Genomic DNA, 15325 nt, shown 5'->3' with positions numbered 1-15325 from the left:
CTTGCTTCGGTAGGAGCGCGCTTGAGCGCGATGGGGTTTTACTGGGAAAGCTTCATCGCGCGCGAGCGCGCTCCTACAAAGTGCTTCCTCTGAAGTGCCTTCGCGCGTGCAAGCACTTGCAACGCAAGTCTGCTGCGCGAGGCGATCTCGGTGAGAGCAGGTGTCGCTCTACGCCAGCATGCTGTCGTTTACGTGCAGCGGCGAGATGGCGCGCAACAAAAAAGGCCCGATCGTTAGATCGGACCTCTCGTGTTTGGCTGCCCCGGATGGATTCGAACCACCGAATGCCTGAGTCAGAGTCAGGTGCCTTACCGCTTGGCGACGGGGCAATATAAAACGTGTTGGTCCAAGAGTATCGCATGCCTGTGATGGCCTGAACACCTTGGTGGCTATGGGTGGACTCGAACCACCGACCCCAGCATTATGAGTGCTGTGCTCTAACCGGCTGAGCTACATAGCCTAGGGAACCGCCAATTTTACGATGGGCGGAGATGTTGTCAAGCATTTCGTTTTCAGCTTGTGGGCCGGGCGTCGCCGTGGCAGAGTCGGTGACAGTAGATTTTCAGGAGTCCGCATCGTGATCGATCCGGACGGTTTCCGGCCAAACGTCGGCATTGTGCTGATGCGTGAGGATGGTCAGGTGTTCTGGGCACGACGTGTGCGCAGGGATGGCTGGCAGTTCCCGCAAGGCGGCATGAATACCGATGAGACTCCGGTGGAAGCCATGTACCGCGAGTTGCGCGAAGAAACCGGGTTGTTGCCCGAGCATGTGGAATTGCTCGGTGCTACCCCTGGTTGGCTACGCTATCGCCTGCCCAGCCGGGCGGTGCGTCGCAACGAACGGCAGGTGTGCATCGGCCAGAAGCAGGTCTGGTTCCTGCTGCAGTTCACCGGCCAGGAATCTCACCTCAAGCTCGACCATACCGACAGCCCGGAGTTCGATCACTGGCGCTGGGTGGATTTCTGGTATCCGGTGGAACACGTGGTGATGTTCAAGCGCGGCGTGTATGCACGTGCATTGCGTCATCTAGCGCCGCTCGCCCAGACCGTGGCCGGGCCAGCAGCGGTGGGCGTGATGCCGCAGCGTGCGCTGGAAGCCTGGTTGCCGGGCAGCAGCGCAGCCGGCCACGACCGGCCGCGCAAGCGCCCACGTAAGCGCAGCGGGGCTCTGCCTGTGCGGATTAATAATGATTAACGTTTGGAATTGACACCTATTCTCGTTTGCGGTGCAATCAGTCCCGGTCTCCTCCGGACCGCCAGCACCTGACCGATACCGTGTACGTCTGCATCTGTAATGGGGTCACCGACCACCAGATCCGCGAAGCGGCCGAGAACGGCTGCGCCAGCCTTGCCGAGCTGACCATGCGCACCGGCTGTGGATCCAACTGCGGTTCCTGCCTGGAAATGGCGGGCGATTTGCTGAGCCAGGCACATGCCAGCCGCGCATTGCCCTTGCCGATGTTGGGATTCGCCAGCGCTGCCTGAGTCTGGTTGTTGGCGTAGGCGCTGAGGCGCCACGCTTGGAGGCAAGCAGCGTCTAATCCTCTGCGGCCATCGAGCTTGGTAATGCCATTGGTGGCTGCAGCGACAGCAGGCCCAGCGAGTGACGCGCCAGCGGCGCGTTCCGCAACTGATCACGATTCGCGTTCCTTCATGCGCCGCGGCAACGCGTTAGAGTGCGGCCGGCTCACTGTCTCGGAGACATCGCATGAAGGGCGATACCAAAGTCATCGAGTACCTCAACAAGGTGCTCTACAACGAACTCACTGCGATCAACCAGTATTTTCTGCACGCCAAGATGCTGAAGAACTGGGGCCTGAAAGAACTGGCCGAGCATGAGTACAAGGAATCCATCGACGAGATGAAGCATGCCGACAAGCTGTCGGACCGCATCTTGTTCCTCGAGGGACTTCCCAATTTCCAGGCGCTGGGCAAGCTGCGCATCGGCGAGAACCCGACCGAGATGTTCCGCTGCGATCTGGCGCTTGAGCGCGAGGCGGTCGTGGTGCTGCGCGAAGCGGTGGCCTATGCGGAGACCGTCAAGGACTACGTGAGCCGCCAGCTGTTTGTGGACATCCTGGAGTCCGAAGAAGAGCACATCGATTGGCTGGAGACCCAGCTGGATCTGGTGGCGCGTATCGGCGAACCGAATTATCTGCTGACCAAGCTGGACGACTGAACGCGCTGAGGGCGGCCGCAGCTCCTGCGGCTGCTGCGGTTAGGCGTTTGTGCGCGCGTGGCGTCTGCCGGTGCCCGCCTGCTGTTGCGGATTCTCAACGTTGGCACCGTGGGCGCGATGATGGCCGCTGCGCGGGCGCATCGTTATCAACCTGTGGCTGATTGCGCGTTCGGTCGCGCGTGCCTAGGGCTGGCAAAGGCGAAGACGCGGTTGACGCTCGTTGAGAACTAAGACGCTCGATTGAAGAACGACGACGCTGCGATCTTGCGAGAGACCTGCGTCACTCAGCCACACGGCTAACCCGCCAATCAGCCCGCAGCGCGGCTGGCGGCTTGCAAACGGGTGACTTGGCCTAGCAGCGCCAGGCGGGCGCGGGCGTATTCGGCGATGACCAAGGCGACCATGACCGAGGGGCGTTCGATGGTGCCGGTGCGTGCGGCCAATTCGATGCGGCGGGCGGCGTTGGCCAGCGCCTGGGCGCCGACGTTGGCGCTGGAGGACTTCAGGGTGTGGGCCAGATCGCGCAGCTGCATGCTGTCGCGATTGCTGGCGGCCGCTTCTAGCCGTTCGATGATGCCGGGGGCGTCTTCCAGGAACAGCTGCAGGATGCGGATGGTGTCCGCGCCTGCCACTTCGTACAACTCGTCGATGACGCCGCTTTCCAGGATCGGCAGCGCGCGCGCCTGTGCGGCGCTGGCAGCGCTCTCGGCATCCGCGCTGGGGGCTCCGGTGCTTGGGCCCGGCAACACGGCCTGGCGCGGCAGCCAGCGCTGCAGGCAGGCATCGAGCTGTTCGCGGGCGACCGGCTTGGAGAGATAGTCGTCCATGCCTGCGGCCAGGCAGCGTTCGCGGTCGCCGGCCATGGCGTTGGCGGTCATCGCCACGATCGGGATCGGGCGGCCACCGCTTTCGGTTTCCATGGCGCGCCAGCGGCGGGTGGCGGCATAGCCATCCAGCACCGGCATCTGGCAATCCATGAAGACCATGTCGTAGCGGGTGGATTCCATGCTGCTTAGCGCGGCTTCGCCATCGGTGGCGGTGTCGGCCTCGAAGCCGAGCACGCCCAGCAGTTTTTGCGCGACCAGCAGGTTGACCGGGTTGTCTTCGACCAACAGGATGCGCACGTCGCGCGCATGCGCCACTGGCGGCGGCAGCGGCTCGGGGATCATCGCGGACGCCAGCGTGGGCGCCACGGGCGGCTTGGGTTCGGGCGGCAGCACCAGCGCGCGCAGGGTTTCGTCCGGGCTCTGGCGCGGCACCAGGGTGGCATTGGCCTGCAGTTCGTCGGGTACCGGCTCGTCGCCGTAGAGCCAGATCAGCCGTGAGCCGCTGAGGTCTTCCGGCCGTGCCAGGGCGCGATGCACGGCGCGCGCGCTGTAGCGCAGCGTCTCGTGGTCGGCGATGACGCAGCGGAAGCCTTCGTCGTCGGTGTGGCGGCGCACGCGCTCCAGCGCCTCCTGGGTGGTTTCCATCAGCACGTGCGAGATGCCCCAGCTGTCGAGCAGGCGCTTGAGCCGCTGCGACAGGCGTGCGTCGGAACTGATCACCATCACGCGGGCGGCGTCGGCGCCGGTGGTCTGTTGCAGGTCGCCGATGACCTTGAGCAGCGGGATTTCGAACCAGAACGTGGCGCCGCGACCGGGCTCCGATTCCACGCCGATGCGGCCGCCCATCAGGTCGATGATGCGTTTGCAGATGGCCAGGCCCAGCCCGGTGCCGCCATACAGGCGGGTGGTGGAGGCGTCGGCCTGGGCGAAGGAGCGGAACAGGCGCGCCTGCTGGTCCGCTGCGATGCCGATGCCGGTGTCGCGCACCTGGAAGCGCAGCAGGTGCTGGGCGCGGGTTTCGCCCAGGCGCCGCAGCTGGATGTCCACGCTGCCGCGTTCGGTGAACTTGATGGCGTTGCCGATCAGGTTGCCCAGCACCTGACGCAGCCGGATCGGGTCGCCGCGCACCAGCAGGCGCACCGACGGTTCGATATCCAGGCCCAGGCGCAGTTGCTTGCCTTCGGCAGTGCGCTGCATCAGCTGGGCGACGCCGTCGAGCAGCTCGCGCAGGTTGAAGGTGGTGATTTCCAGTTCGAGCTTGTTGGCTTCGAGCTTGGAGTAATCGAGGATGTCGTCGACGATGCGCAGCAGCTGCAGCGAGCTGCCGGTGGCGGTCTGCAGCATGTCGCGCTGGTCCAGGCTGAGCTGGCCACGCGAGATCAGCTCCAGCATCGGGATGATGCCGTTGAGCGGGGTGCGGATCTCATGGCTCATGGTGGCCAGGAATTCGCCCTTGGCCAGCGAGGCGGCTTCGGCGGCCTGCTTGGCGCGCAGCAGTTCCTGTTCCAGTTCGCCGTGGCGCTGCAACTCCTGCTGCATGCGCGCTTGCGCGGTGTTGATGTCGTCGAGCTGGCGGGTAAGAGCGCTCAGCGCGCGGCTGGCGCGATAAGCAGCTACCGCGCTACAGATGCCGCAAACCACCGCGAGCACGCTGGCAGCGGTGGTGACGATTCCCCATGGCCCTGCGACGCCAAGCCACTGCAACGCCGCAGCGAATGCTGCAACCAGTGCGGCCAAGGCGACCAGCGTGCTCCAGCCGCGAAGGCCTCCTGCCCGCGCTGCCACTCAGAGCACCGCGTTCGTGAAGTCGAAGTCCAGTTCCTTGCCGACCGTCTGCACCAGGTTGCCCTGGATGAAGTCCACGCCGCTCATCCACATGGCGGCGGCAGCCTGCGGATCTTCGATGCGCTGGCCGATGATCAGCAGGCCGCGCTGGTGCGCGATGTCGATCACCCCGCGCAATTCGTCGCGCACGGCCGCGTTGCCGTGTGCATCGGCGAAGCGGTTGGCCATGCGCACGAAGCTCAGCGGCAACTGGCTGAGCAGTGCGTTGGCTTCATCGCCGGGTTCGAACTGGCTCAGGCAGAACTGCACGCCGGCCGGCATCAGGCGGGCACAGAACTGCTGCACGGTGACGGCGTGGATCAGCGCATCGTCCAGGCGCAGGTCCACGATCAGCGACTGCCCGGCCACGCCACGCTCGGTGATGGCCTTGAGCAACCAGTCGGCGAAGGCGTCGCGCGCCAGCGTGCGCGGCGATTGCGAGACGAACAGCCGCAGCGGCGGGCTGGCGTGCTGGTACAGATGCAGCAGGCCGAGCGCGTGATCCATGACCTGCTGGTCGAGATCGGCGATGCGCCCCGCCGCTTCGGCGGCCGGGATGACCTGACCAGCCGACAGCAAGGTGCCATCGGCCTGGCGCAGCCGCAGCAGCACCTGGTATTGCGCGGTATCGCCACCGGCCACGGCCACGATCGGCTGGTAGGCCAGTTCGAGCTGGCCTTCGACCAGGCGCAGTTGTTCCTGTTGCTCGGCCTGGCTGGGCGCCAGATAGGTCTGCACGCCGTCGCTGCGCAGGCGGGCCTGCAGTGCGGTGCGCTCGACCGCTTCCAGCGCGCTGCCGGTGTCGTCGAAGCCCAGGCCGAGCGGTGCGGCGCCGATAGCGCAGCGCACATGCACGGATTCTTCCTCGCGCACCGGGAAGGCATGCGCAGACAGGCGTTGGCGGATCTCCAGCGCGTAGGCTTCCAGGCCGGCTTCGTCCATCTCCACGCCCAGCAGCAGGAAGCTGTTGTCGTTGAGGCGCGCCAGCGGATACGGCTGCGCGACGCTGGCCAGGCGATGGCCGGCCTGGGTCATCAGGCGCTCGTAGGCGGCGTAGCCATAACGCTCGCGCAAACCGAGCGCGCTGGCGATTTCGATGAAAAACAGGCCGCCGCTCTGCTTGCGTGCCAGTGCATCGGCGAGCAGTTCCATGACGTGGCCGCGCGTCGGTAACCCGGTTTCCGGATTGCTGCGCACGCTGACCTGTTCGCCGGCCTGCTGCAGCGCCTGCTGGCGCGCGCGCCGGATGCGGTTGGACACCGCGGCGATCAGGTGGCGGGGACGGATCGGCTTGGTCAGGAAATCGTCCGCGCCGCTGTCGAGCACTTCGAACTGGCGCTCCGGATCCGGGTCGCCGGTGAGGAAGACGATCGGCAACAGCTGCTGGCCGGGTTGCTGGCGGATCAGCGTGGTCAACCGGATGCCATCGAGCTCGGGCATGTGCAGATCCATCAGGATCAGGTCCGGGTGATAGTCCTGGATCGCCTGCGGCACGCTGGCGGCGGTCATTTCGACCTGCGCATGCATGCCGGCGCCGTGCAGCACGCTCTGGGCGAACAAGGCCTGCGAGCGGTCGTCCTCGACGATCAGCACGCGATAGGGCGCGTCGGCAGCGACATTGACATTGTCAGCGCCATTACCGCCAGCTGGCTGCGCGGCAGCGGCCGGCGCAGGTGCGCTGGATGCTGCGCTGCGCGGCAGGCTGGCAGCGGCTTGCTGGGCCGGTGGCGTGACGTTGGCCACTGCGGCAAGCGCGGGTGCGGGAATGATCGTGGCGCTCACTGGCTCGGCGTTGTCGGCGGATGCGGCGTCGTCGGCCCAGCGGCGCCAATAGTCGGCCGGCGGGGTTTCAGCGCGCAGCGCGCGGTTACGTGTCGCGGTGTCGTCACGGGTGGAAGGAACCGGATCTCGGGCGGCCATCGATACTCCCTGCAGTCGCGATGATTATGCGATGAACTTCACGATAGCGGGGAGCGGCGTACAGCCGACGTCGAGGCGGCGCGCAGTGGCGCCACCAATCGGTGCACGCCACGCCATAACAGGCGCCACACCCAGACCACCACCAGCGCGGCCAGCAGGCTGCTGCCCACCGCCACGCTCAACGCCAGCCACGGGTGCGCCACTGCCAGGGCGAGCGCGGCGGCGGTGAGGGTGTCTTCGGCCAGCGAGGCGATCCAGTTGCTGGCCGGCTCGGGCGAGGTGTTGAGCAAGGCCCGCGTGCCGGCCTTGAGGGTGTGGCTGGTCAGTGCCACGCCTGCGCCGGCCGCCAATGCGCCGGTGGCCAGATCGCCGTCTGGCGATAGCGTGGCTGCGGCCAGGAAGGCGCCGGCCGGCACCCGCGCCAGGGTCTGCAGCAGATCCCAGCCCGAATCCACGCCGGGGATCTTGTCGGCGAAGAACTCCGCCACCGCCAGGGCGCCGGAAGTGCCGAGCACCCACCACGATTGCGCCGGCACCAGGGCCGGTGGCAGTTCGATCCAGCCGAGCAGACCGGCCAGCCCGACCCCGAACACGGTGAGATAGACGCGGATGCCCGCCAGCCAGGCCAGCAGGATGCCGATGACAAACAGATGGGCCTCGCTCATGGCGTTGCTCCACGCAAAGGATGCGGAACTATCGGATAACGGCCGGCTGGGCGCCAGCGTGAGGGCCGGCGATGCTCTGGCACACTACGCCGCCGATCACAGACCGGCCCGTCCGGAGCCCACGCCCATGAGACCTACCGCCCGCGTTCAAATCGTCCCACGCGATGCAGGCGGGCCCCGCTCCGGCCGGCCCTGGCTGTGGGCGGTGCTGGTGATCGTGTGGCTGGCCTCGCTGGGTGGGGTTTGGTGGATGGCCAGCCGCACCGCCGCGCCGCGCCTGGTCGAGGCCGAGGCCGGCCTGCAGCAGGCCCAGCGCGCGCAGGCCGCGCAGCGCCGCCAGATCGAGCAACTGCAGCAGCGGCAGGTGAATCTGGCGATGTCCGACAAGATCAGTCGCGCTGCCAACACCGAGGTGCAGGCCTCGCTGGCCGAGCGCGACGAGCAGATTGCCGCGCTGCGCGCCGACGTAGCCTTCTACGAGCGGCTGGTGGGCTCCACCGCGCAGCGCAAGGGGCTCAATGCGCACTCGGTGCAGTTCACCGCCGAAGCCGGTGGCACCTGGAACTACAGCGTGGTGCTCACCCAGAACCTCAACCGCGGCGCGATCAGCCAGGGACAGCTGCGCTTTGCGGTGGAAGGCGTGCGCGCCGGCAAATTGGTTACGGTGAGCTGGAACGAGCTGCACCAGAAGCCCGATGCGGCCGGCCAGCCGTATTCGTTCCGCTATTTCCAGCAGTTGGACGGCAGCGTGATCCTGCCGAAGGATTTCACCCCGCAACGTGTCAAAATCTCCCTGAGCGGCGATGGGGCGCCGGTCAATCAGACATTCGATTGGAAAGTCGCCGGCAACGGCGCGGGGGAGTAGCTCATGTTCGGAAACAAGTCCAACCGTGGCGCGCAGACCGTGGTCGATACCTTGATCGGACCGCAGGTGGTCATCCGCGGCGACCTGACCTTCAGCGGTGGCCTGTATGTGGAAGGCCGCATCCTGGGCAAGGTGATTGCCGAGGACGGCGCCAGCGCCATCCTGACCGTGGCCGAGCAGGGCTGCATCGAAGGCGAAGTGCGCGCACCGGTGGTGATCATCAACGGCCAGCTGACCGGCGATGTGCATGCCGCCGAGCGGGTCGAACTGGCCGCCAATGCGCGCGTGCAGGGCAATGTGCACTACCAGGTGGTGGAAATGAGCGCCGGTGCGCAGCTGACCGGGCGGCTGATCCATGCCGCTGCCGCCGGTGCCACTGCTGCCTTGCCGGCCCCGGAACCCAGTCGCGCCGCCGAGCCGGTCAAGGCCCTGCAGGCCGAAGCGGCCGACGCCTGAGCGCAGCGGCAGCAGCCCCGGGCGCCGGAGCAGGGCGCCCCGGCTTGAAGTGGGCGCCGTTGGCCCCCATGCTGACGCCATGAGTACGCTCGTTTCGCTTCCCACTGCCGCCCCGGCGCCGGACTACCAGTCCATCGACCGGCCGCTGAACTTCTCCAATGCCGCCGCCGCCAAGGTGCGCGAGCTGATCCAGGAGGAGGGCAACGCCGAGTTGGCGTTGCGTGTGTATATCCAGGGCGGCGGGTGTTCCGGCTTCCAGTACGGCTTCGAGTTCGATGAGAACCGCGCCGAGGACGACCTGGCCGTGGCCACCGACGGCGTCACCTTGCTGGTGGATCCGTTGAGCCTGCAGTACCTGATGGGCGCCGAGGTGGACTACACCGAAAGCCTGACCGGTGCGCAGTTCGTGATCCGCAATCCCAACGCCAAGACCACCTGCGGCTGCGGCAGCAGCTTCAGCGTCTGAACGCATCCCGGCGCTAGCCGGGGCTGGGCCGGTGCGATGGTTGCGGGCGTTGCCGATTGTCGGCAGGCTTGCGCCGATGTCAGAGCCTCTTTTTTCGTTGTCTGCTTTTGCCTTCACGCATGCGCCGCTCGATCGCGGCGACATGTTGCGTGACGATCCCGACGCGATTGCGCGTCTATGGCCCACGGGGCGCGTGTTGTTGATCGATGCCAAGGGCACCGCCGCCGCCGATGCCCAGGGCCAGCCGTTGCTCAGCGACGGCGCCGGCCTGGCCGATACGCCGGGCGCGGCGATCTTCCTGGGCCTGCGCGATGGGGTGGGCTGGTTCGCCCTGGCGGCCGAGCAGGTGACCACGGAGCTGCCGCACCGCGTGGACTTGCGCCAGGCCGCCGCCGATTGGCCGGCCGAGCTGTCCACTGCGTTTTCCTATGGGCGGGCGATGCTGCACTGGCAATCGCGCACCCGCTTTTGCGGCGTGTGCGGTGGGGCGATCGCGTTCCGCCGTGCCGGCTTCATTGCGCATTGCACGCAATGCCAGACCGAACACTACCCCCGTGTGGACCCGGCGATCATCGTTGCGGTCAGTGACGGGCAACGCCTGTTGCTCGGGCGGCAAGCCAGCTGGGCGCCGCGGCGCTATTCGGTGATTGCCGGCTTCGTGGAGCCGGGCGAATCGCTGGAGCAGACCGTGGCGCGCGAAGTGTTCGAAGAAACCCGTGTGCAGGTCCAGGGCTGCCAGTATCTGGGCGCGCAACCGTGGCCGTTTCCCGGTGCCTTGATGCTCGGCTTTGCGGCAACGGCCGCAGCCACCGAAGTGCCGCAGGTCACTGGCGAGCTGGAAGACGCGCGCTGGGTTTCGCATGCGGAGATCGGCGCTGCATTGGCCGGCGAATCGGGCGACACCGGCATTGGCCTGCCGCCGGCTATTTCCATTGCGCGTGCGTTGATCGAGCACTGGTACCGCACGCATGGCTGAGCGCACCCACCGCGCCTGCGAGTTGTTGAACGCCCGCGATTGCGGTGCACCGCGGCGCTACGTGTGCAGCACCGGCGCGCGGCACACGCACGCCGGTTGCGCCCGCTCGGCTAGACTCGGCTGAGGAGGCCCGCCCATGTTCACCACCCTGGTTGCCGTCATCGTTGCGCTCGCGTTGGGGCATGTGCTGCCTGCCCAGGTGGTGCGGCTGCGCCGTTTCGAGTGGTTTGCGCAGTGGCTGCGCCGGCTGGACAGCTACGCTGCCGGGCGCGGTGCGTGGCAGGGCCGCTATGGCGTGCTGCTGGCCTTGCTGCCGGCCCTGGCGGTGGTGCTCCTGCTGCAATGGCTGCTGGACGATGTGTGGCACGGATTTCTGGCCTTGCTGTTCGGTGTGGCGGTCTTGGCCTGGACCTGGGGCCCGCGCGATCTGGACCGCGATGTGGAAGCGGTGATCGACGCCGATGAGCCGGCGCTGCGGCGCGAGGCCATTTCGCACCTGCAGGCGGCCGGCGGCAGCGTGCACGAAGATGCGCCGTCGCTGGTGGAAGCGGTGGTGGTAAACGGCCTGCGCCGCTGGTTTGCGGTGTTGTGGTGGTTCCTGCTGCTGGGGCCGTTCGGCGCGGTGCTGTATCGGCTCACTGCGCTGGCAGTGGAAAGCCCGGTGTCGGTGTTGCTGCCGCCCCGCAACCTGGCCGGCGCGCGCTGGTTGCTGGCCGCGCTGGAATGGCCGGTGGCGCAGTTGATGACGGTGTCGATGGCGCTGGTGGGTAACTTCGACACGGTGTTCCGCGCCTGGCGCGAAGCGCATGGCAATCGCTGGTCGCTGGAGCCGCATTTTCTCGGTGCGGTGGCGCGTGCCAGCGTCAGTGCCGAGCTGCGCGAAGAAGCGCACGACTACACGGACTCGGGCTTGGTGCCAGTGTGGCGCCGCCTGCCCGAAGTGCGCGATGCAATGAGCCTGGTGTGGCGCGTGTTGCTGTTGTGGATGGTGATGCTGGCGCTGTTGGTGATTGCCGGTTGGGTGCGGTGATCTTGCCGCGCTACGCTAACGTCGTTAGAAGCGCCGTACTGCTTCTCGTCCTGGCATCATTTTTCGACCATTGAAGCGTAGGTTTTTGAATCCATGTCCGGCGTACCTATTCCGACACACGTGGCTTTACACGTTGACTCGCGCCGGTGGGCCAGTTCGCGATGGTGCGACGCCTGAAGTAAACCGACACGCGAGACGTGTCAGCTTTGCTGGGGTGTTATGCGCCGCCATGAGGCCAAAGGTCAGGGTTGCTGCCCGACTCATAACTCACGGTTGCCTCAAACGTCCAGTCTGACGGGTCGCTGCCGCTCCTTGCTGCCCATGCGTTTGGCGCTACGTAAAGCAGCGATTCGCACCATTGGTCAGCCGAGCGTTGCATTTCAACCGGAGTCTGCTTTACGCGGAAATAGTATTCCTCACCACGAGCAATCACATAGCATCTGGCATAGAGAAAGCCATCATCAGACTCTCCTGAGTTGCCGGCGTTTGCTGCGTACTTCTCTCCGTCGATCGCGAAAAGATGCTGCGAAAGATGCTCATGGAACGCTTCGATGCTTGTAACTTCCATCGCAGTTAGAGCGGATGTGAGAGAGAGTACAGCGCGATCCTCTTCTCCATCTTCCAGCGCAACACGATCAACAAGTTTCATTAGTTGCCAGAATTGGGTGTTTTCCATAACTTGCTCCATTTACATCTGATGGATGGTGAGCCAGCGAACCGCGTTGCGGCGTAGCGCCGCTTTGACTGAATTTGTCAGCGGGGAATGCAAGATCTTTACTGTTTCTGATCAGAAATTAATTCTAAAGAACTGGCATGCTGCAATGCATTCACCAAGGCCAGTCGTTATGACCCGAGGTTTTGCCGGTACTTTTATTGTCGATGGCGTGTCACTTTTTGGTACTTGAAGTCATTACTTTCTCCCCACTGTCCCTAGTGGCATACGGTCATTTTCAACGATAGGGTAGGCAAAATTTTCTTGGCGGATGCTTTGCATGGGATATCGCTTAAGAAGCTCTTGACGATTAAGCATTGCCTTGTAACGTCTTTATTTAGCCTAACCCGGTGCCAGCAGCGTAAACGGGTACCACGGCAGATTCCGCGCAACCCAATACGTGGGCAGCGCCCACAACCAGAACTTCGGTTCCGACATCACTGCCACGACCGGGGCGAACCAGCGGGCGCGCCAGCCGGCTTTCCAGGCGATCAGGCCGGGCAGGGTGAACAGCCCAAGCACTGCGGCGGGGTTCATGGCGAAGGCGCCGGGCAGATCGAAATGCACCAGCGCATACAACGCGCGGGTCATGCCGCAACCGGGGCAGTAGCAGCCGGTGACGGCGCGGAACATGCAGGGCGGGAACGGGCTGTTGCTCGCGTTCGGGTCGAAGCGATACAGCAGCGACACGCCGACGGCGGCCACGCTGGTGGCCGCCCCCAGTCCAAGCCAGTGGCGTGGACGCAGCTCCATTACTGCATGTGCTGCAACTGCTGCATGTAGTCCATGTAGCCCTGCATGCCACCGGTGGCGACCATGCCGATGTTGATCAGCAGGCCGATACCGGCCAGCACGGAGGTCACGATGCACCAGGTCTTGGCGGTGTTGGAGGCACGACGCGCGCCGTCGATGTCGCCCTGGTTGAGCAGGTTGTTGACCTTGCTGGCGAACACGATCGCCACGATGCCGGAGATCAGCGCCGGGCAGCACAGGCAGAAGCCGATCACGGTGGACACGATGGCCCAGATCAGGTGATTGGGAACCGGGCCGGGCGCGGCGGTGGACGGGGTGTGGATCGGCGGTGGGACGGCACTCATGGTGAAGCTCCTTGGGTGGTGATGAATCCAGCGGTGAAACAAGACACGGTGATCAACGGGACGGCACCGAAGCGACGTCCCTGGCCGCAGTCAAGCGAACGCGAGCGTGGGCACCATGCGCGCCTTCCGTGACTGGCACAGGCAGCGACCGCCGACCAGGACCTGCGCCTGCGGTATGACATGTGGACACACGGCACTTTCCCCTTGCTGCGACCTGCTGTCTGCGCGCCGTGGGCAGCGGCGCGAAACGTGCGATGGCGCACAGGCTACTCGCCGGGCGCGGCGGACGCAAAGCCAGCGCCCGCCAGTGCCGGGCACGCACGCGCCCTGGCCGTCAGGCGTGCTCCTGGCGTAGCGCACGTACCTGCTGTTCGAGCAACGCGGCGCTGGCCTGATCGCCGGCAATCGCCGGGCCGGCCACCACTTCGATCTGCGCCCGCATCCGCCGCGGCACGCGCATGCGGCCCAGGCGGGTGTCGCGCCGGCTCCACATGCTCGACCACATGCCGCGCAGCGCCATCGGGATCACCGGCACCTGGCGCCGCTCGAGAATCTTTTCCACACCCGATTTGAACGGCGCGATCTCGCCGTCCTTGGTCAACGCGCCTTCGGGAAAGATGCAGACCAGCTCGCCGTCGGCCAGCGCCGCATCGATGCGGTCGAAAGCCTGTTGCATGAGTGCCGGGTCTTCGCGCGCGCCGGCGATCGGGATGGCCTTGGCGGTGCGGAAGATCCAGCGCATCACCGGGATGCGGAAGATCTTGTAGTACATGACAAAGCGCACCGGGCGCGGAATCACCGCCGAGAGGATCAGCGCGTCCATGTAGCTGACGTGGTTGCACACCAGCAGTGCGGCGCCCTCGTCGGGCACGTGGCGATCGATCTCGTGCGCACGTAGCCGGTACAACACGCTCACCAGCACCCAGCTGAGGAAGCGCATCAGGAATTCGGGCACCAGGGTGAAGATCCACAGCGCCACCAGCGTATTGGCGATTGCCAGCGCCAGGAACACCTGCGGAATGCTCAGCCCGGGCAGTGGAATGCGCACCCCGAACAGCACCAGTTGCGGCAGCTGCAGGGCGATGCCGATGATGGCCGCGGCGACAATGAACAATGAATTCTGGATGTTGAGCCCGGCGATCACGCGCGACAGCTCGGCCTTGGGCGTGCGGCTCTGGATCAGCGCGAATAGCGGCACCACGAACAGGCCAGTGAACAGGCCGATGCCGACCAGGTCCACGATCAGCCGCACGCTGCCGGCCTGCTGCACGAACTGGCCGATCGACAGATCGTTCGCCAGCGCCGCACCCGGACGCGCGAAATACAGATCCAGCAGGAACGCGCTGATGCCGAACGCGCCCAGCGGCACCAGGCCGATTTCCACGGTGCGCCCGGACAGCCGCTCGCACAGCAGCGAGCCGACGCCGGTGCCGATCGAAAACAGCGCCAACGCGAACACGTACAGGTCCTGCTGGCCGCCGAGATTGAGCTGCGCATAGGTGGGCAGCTGCGCGGTCAGTACGGTGCCGATGAACCAGAACCACGACACTCCGAGCACCGCGTTGCGCACCGCCGGCGTGCGCCGGGTCAGGCGCATGATCGCGCGCGATTCGGGGATGGGGTTCCAGTTGATGGTCAACTCCGGCGCGCCGGCATCGACCTTGGGCACCAGCCGCGCGACCAGGTTGCCGGTGACGGCAATGGCAATGACTGCGGTGGCAGCGGCCACCGGGCCGTGGCTGCCGGCGATCTGGAAGATCAAGCCGCCGAAGATCATGCCGCACAGGATCGAGATCGAGGTGCCCATCTCGACCAGGCCATTGCCGCCGGTGAGTTCCTCGGGTTTCAGCACCGAGGGCAGGATCGAATACTTCACCGGCCCGAACAGCGTGGATTGCAGGCCGGTGCAGAACAGCGCGATCAGCAGGATCACCATGTTCTCGGTGATGAAGCCCACCGCGGCCAGCGACATGATCGCGATCTCCATGGTGGTGGTGATCACGATGAGTTTCTGCTTTTCCAGTTTCTCGGCGATCTGCCCGGCCAGGGCGGAGAACAGGAAGTAGGGCAGGATGAACAGCGCCGGCGCCAGATTCGTGTAGAGCGTGCGTTGCGCCGCGTCGATGCCCAGGTAGAACAGCAGCCCGATGATGGCTTGCCGGTAGACGTTGTCGTTGAAGGCGCCCAGCGCCTGCACGGTGAAAAACGGCAAAAAGCGGCGCTGCCTGAGCAGGGCGAACTGACTGTGACCGGACATGCGGACTCCTTCGCGACGCGCGCAGCCTAGCAGGCTTCAGCGCCGGGCTGG

Annotated in this window: 15 protein-coding genes and 2 tRNA genes; 8 read left to right on the top strand and 9 right to left on the bottom strand. The window is 65.6% G+C overall.

Going from position 1 to position 15325, the window contains the following annotated elements; all coding sequences use genetic code 11:
• Positions 1-254: 254 nt before the first annotated feature.
• Positions 255-329, bottom strand: a tRNA-Gln gene (locus ACD584_RS14370).
• A gap of 54 nt (positions 330-383) precedes the next feature.
• Positions 384-460 (bottom strand) — tRNA-Met (locus ACD584_RS14365).
• A gap of 117 nt (positions 461-577) precedes the next feature.
• Between ACD584_RS14365 and ACD584_RS14360 the strand changes: the two genes are divergently transcribed.
• The 3 genes from ACD584_RS14360 to bfr all read left to right on the top strand — a co-directional run bounded on the left by ACD584_RS14360 (position 578) and on the right by bfr (position 2179).
• On the top strand, positions 578-1195 hold the full coding sequence (locus tag ACD584_RS14360) for an RNA pyrophosphohydrolase (RefSeq protein WP_076037334.1): 618 nt from the start codon (positions 578-580) through the stop codon (positions 1193-1195).
• 80 nt (positions 1196-1275) lie between these two features.
• On the top strand, positions 1276-1485 hold the full coding sequence (locus ACD584_RS14355; protein WP_011035730.1) for a bacterioferritin-associated ferredoxin: 210 nt from the start codon (positions 1276-1278) through the stop codon (positions 1483-1485).
• Between the two features lie 223 nt (positions 1486-1708).
• Positions 1709-2179: a bacterioferritin gene (gene bfr / locus ACD584_RS14350; RefSeq protein ID WP_011035731.1), complete on the top strand. Its 471-nt coding sequence runs from the start codon at positions 1709-1711 to the stop codon at positions 2177-2179.
• Positions 2180-2487: 308 nt separating this feature from the next.
• Here the strand turns inward: bfr and ACD584_RS14345 are convergent, their stop codons facing one another.
• Genes ACD584_RS14345 through ACD584_RS14335 form a run of 3 tightly spaced genes read right to left on the bottom strand, consistent with a single transcriptional unit; the run spans position 2488 to position 7415 of the window.
• Complete coding sequence (locus tag ACD584_RS14345) at positions 2488-4752, bottom strand: ATP-binding protein (protein WP_175611880.1); 2265 nt, start codon at positions 4750-4752, stop codon at positions 2488-2490.
• A gap of 39 nt (positions 4753-4791) precedes the next feature.
• The gene (locus ACD584_RS14340) at positions 4792-6750 is read right to left on the bottom strand and encodes an EAL domain-containing protein (RefSeq protein WP_070689519.1); all 1959 of its coding nucleotides are present in this window, start codon (positions 6748-6750) and stop codon (positions 4792-4794) included.
• A 38-nt stretch (positions 6751-6788) separates the two neighbouring features.
• Complete coding sequence (locus ACD584_RS14335) at positions 6789-7415, bottom strand: DUF4126 domain-containing protein (protein ID WP_011035734.1); 627 nt, start codon at positions 7413-7415, stop codon at positions 6789-6791.
• A gap of 127 nt (positions 7416-7542) precedes the next feature.
• Here ACD584_RS14335 and ACD584_RS14330 point away from each other — a divergent pair, with 127 nt between their 5' ends.
• From ACD584_RS14330 to ACD584_RS14310, 5 genes are all read left to right on the top strand, one after another.
• On the top strand, positions 7543-8280 hold the full coding sequence (locus tag ACD584_RS14330) for a DUF6776 family protein (protein ID WP_011035735.1): 738 nt from the start codon (positions 7543-7545) through the stop codon (positions 8278-8280).
• A gap of 3 nt (positions 8281-8283) precedes the next feature.
• Positions 8284-8736 (top strand): polymer-forming cytoskeletal protein, encoded by a 453-nt coding sequence (locus tag ACD584_RS14325; RefSeq protein WP_011035736.1) that lies wholly within the window; start codon positions 8284-8286, stop codon positions 8734-8736.
• 79 nt (positions 8737-8815) lie between these two features.
• A complete protein-coding gene (gene erpA, locus ACD584_RS14320) occupies positions 8816-9202 on the top strand; it encodes an iron-sulfur cluster insertion protein ErpA (protein WP_011035737.1) in 387 nt (128 codons plus the stop codon).
• A 76-nt stretch (positions 9203-9278) separates the two neighbouring features.
• On the top strand, positions 9279-10178 hold the full coding sequence (gene nudC, locus ACD584_RS14315) for an NAD(+) diphosphatase (RefSeq protein WP_076037332.1): 900 nt from the start codon (positions 9279-9281) through the stop codon (positions 10176-10178).
• 136 nt (positions 10179-10314) lie between these two features.
• Positions 10315-11208: a membrane protein gene (locus ACD584_RS14310; RefSeq protein ID WP_012437204.1), complete on the top strand. Its 894-nt coding sequence runs from the start codon at positions 10315-10317 to the stop codon at positions 11206-11208.
• Positions 11209-11425: 217 nt separating this feature from the next.
• Here ACD584_RS14310 and ACD584_RS14305 read toward each other — a convergent pair whose 3' ends face one another.
• The 4 genes from ACD584_RS14305 to ACD584_RS14290 form a co-directional block, all read right to left on the bottom strand.
• Positions 11426-11884 (bottom strand): DUF4240 domain-containing protein, encoded by a 459-nt coding sequence (locus ACD584_RS14305; RefSeq protein WP_161555966.1) that lies wholly within the window; start codon positions 11882-11884, stop codon positions 11426-11428.
• 378 nt (positions 11885-12262) lie between these two features.
• Positions 12263-12673, bottom strand: coding sequence for a DUF2752 domain-containing protein (locus ACD584_RS14300; protein ID WP_014509199.1), 411 nt, complete (start codon positions 12671-12673; stop codon positions 12263-12265).
• Positions 12673-13017 carry a CD225/dispanin family protein gene (locus tag ACD584_RS14295; protein WP_014509198.1) on the bottom strand — a complete coding sequence of 115 codons (345 nt, stop codon included), beginning with the start codon at positions 13015-13017 and terminating at the stop codon, positions 12673-12675. The genes ACD584_RS14300 and ACD584_RS14295 overlap by 1 nt, the downstream gene beginning before the upstream one ends.
• A 334-nt stretch (positions 13018-13351) precedes the next feature.
• Positions 13352-15274, bottom strand: a complete 1923-nt coding sequence (locus ACD584_RS14290) for an MFS transporter (RefSeq protein WP_076037330.1) — start codon at positions 15272-15274, stop codon at positions 13352-13354.
• Positions 15275-15325: the final 51 nt, after the last annotated feature.

Source organism: Xanthomonas sp. NCPPB 2922 (genome assembly GCF_041520885.1).
In the GTDB taxonomy this organism is placed as follows: domain Bacteria; phylum Pseudomonadota; class Gammaproteobacteria; order Xanthomonadales; family Xanthomonadaceae; genus Xanthomonas; species Xanthomonas campestris.
This window is presented reverse-complemented; position numbering and strand designations above follow the sequence as displayed.